Below are 1,735 nucleotides of genomic sequence, written 5' to 3' on the forward strand. Positions count from 1 at the left end.
CCCTTCACGTCACCCCGACCGCCCGAATGACCTTCCACGTCTCTCTCACGGAGGCCATACGACGGTGACGGCCTACTGGTCGTGGAGCACCTTGGGTCGGATGCCCCGAAGAGGGGCAGGTTCTCGGCGATGGTGATCGAGGCGATCATCAGGTCGGCGGTGCGACGCCGGAGCCGGCGGCCCGTGCCGACTACGGCCGCGCAGACCCGGCCATAGACCCGGGCTACCTCCGCGCCGGAAGGAACGACCCCTGCTCGGCGGTGGTGTCCTGGTCGGTGCGGAAGGCATCCAGGGAGGTGTCAGGGGCGGTCCGCGACATGGCCGCGAACTCGCCGCGCGGAACGAAGCATCGACGGCGCCGCAGCGGGGTCAGTTCACCGATGAGGTGCCCGTCCCGGGTGACGGTGAAGGACTGGTCGCTCCGGACGGCATCCATGATCTCTTCGGGTTCGGTACGCAGGTCGCGCCGGGTGATCTCGGGCCGGGCGGTCATAGGTCCACGCTGGCTGTCGCGTGCTGTCGGATGTCACCTCGTGGCCCTCCGGCGCTGCGGTCAGGCCGGCGGAGCCCGTACCCGCCATCGCTGCGCCGACGCCTGGACTGCGGGCCGCAGCCACCCGCTCCGCCCCCTGTGCGTTCAGGGGCACCCGGCCGCCGCACGGTGGTCCCTGTTCACCCCCGCGCTCTGCGCCCTTCGGGTACTTTCCGGAGTTCTGTCAGCAGGGCTGCGCTGACCTGCCCAAACACGCTGCACCGGCCACTTCCGCCGAGCGTGCCGGCACCCGTTCATCCTATTTCTGACGTGTCTTCAGGGAGCGGGAGCGGTCGTGTGCCCTTTACCTCGGAAGGGCAGGGGCACGGCCGACGGCGGCACACCTGGGTGCCGCGGGCCGTGCCCGGCGCAGAGCCCGGAGGAGCACCGATGCGACGTATCGCCGCCCGTCCGCCGGCCGGGGCCATGGCCGGGGCCGCGCTCGTCGTCGCCGCCGTGGGCGGTCTGGCCGTGCCCGCGTACGGCGCGGAGGCCGGCAGCCTGGAGGTGTACCCGTACTCGGTCGAGCCGGGCGGTCAGGTCACGGTGAACACCAAGGGGTGCGGCGAGAAGGCGGCCGCGGCGGGCGACGCCAGCGCGGTCGGCGCGGGTCCCTTCACGCTGGCGCCCAGCGCGCGCAAGGGCGAGGCGATCGGGCAGTTCCGGGTGCCGGAGGGCGCGCAGCCGGGGACGTACGAGATCGTCGCGCGGTGCGCCTCGGGCGACCGGGAGGTCAAGGGCGATTTGGTGGTCACGCTGATGGCCGCACAGGGGCAGGTGCAGCCCCGGGGAAGTGTGAAGACGGGGGTCGGTGGTGCGCTGGGCGACGACCCCGTGAGGACCGCGGCCGGTGTGACGGCTCTCGCCGTCGCCGCCGCGGGCGGTACCTGGCTCCTGCATCGCCGGGCGAGAGGCGACGGGATCTGACGGACACTCTTCGCTGTCCGTCCGCCGGTACCGCACGTCCCCTCCCCCTCCGGGTGCGACGCCCCTCTCGGCCCGGAGGGGGATGCGGGACACCGAGTCCGAGAGGGGTCCGCATGCCCAGGATCGGCAACACCGCCATAGCCACCGTCACCGTGGTCGCCTTCTGCTCCGGCGTGTGGCTCCTGTACGGCGGCGACTCGACGCACGTCCCGCCCCAGCCCGTCGCGGCCGAGGGCGTGCTCGACCCCGGCGGGGAAGGGCTCGCCGCCCCCGCGC

The 1,735-nt window shown here is 73.1% G+C and carries 2 protein-coding genes and 1 pseudogene; 1 reads left to right on the top strand and 2 read right to left on the bottom strand.

Annotation, left to right across the window (positions count from 1 at the left end; translation table 11 throughout):
• Positions 1-245 (bottom strand): annotated as a pseudogene (locus C1I97_RS43140) (hypothetical protein); the annotation flags it as partial.
• Positions 224-493 (bottom strand): prevent-host-death protein, encoded by a 270-nt coding sequence (locus tag C1I97_RS36610; RefSeq protein ID WP_111007203.1) that lies wholly within the window; start codon positions 491-493, stop codon positions 224-226. The pseudogene C1I97_RS43140 and the gene C1I97_RS36610, both read right to left, overlap by 22 nt.
• Positions 494-922: 429 nt before the next feature.
• On the opposite strand from C1I97_RS36610, the gene C1I97_RS36615 reads away from it, so the two are divergent.
• On the top strand, positions 923-1,459 hold the full coding sequence (locus tag C1I97_RS36615; RefSeq protein WP_111007204.1) for a hypothetical protein: 537 nt from the start codon (positions 923-925) through the stop codon (positions 1,457-1,459).
• Positions 1,460-1,735 lie beyond the last annotated feature (276 nt).

The organism is Streptomyces sp. NTH33 (assembly GCF_003236365.1).
Classification (GTDB): Bacteria; Actinomycetota; Actinomycetes; order Streptomycetales; family Streptomycetaceae; genus Streptomyces.

Coding starts and splice junctions, on each gene's coding strand:
- C1I97_RS36610 (WP_111007203.1), bottom strand. CDS start 493: ATGACCGCCCGGCCCGAGATCACCCGGCGCGACCTGCGTACCGAACCC.
- C1I97_RS36615 (WP_111007204.1), top strand. CDS start 923: ATGCGACGTATCGCCGCCCGTCCGCCGGCCGGGGCCATGGCCGGGGCC.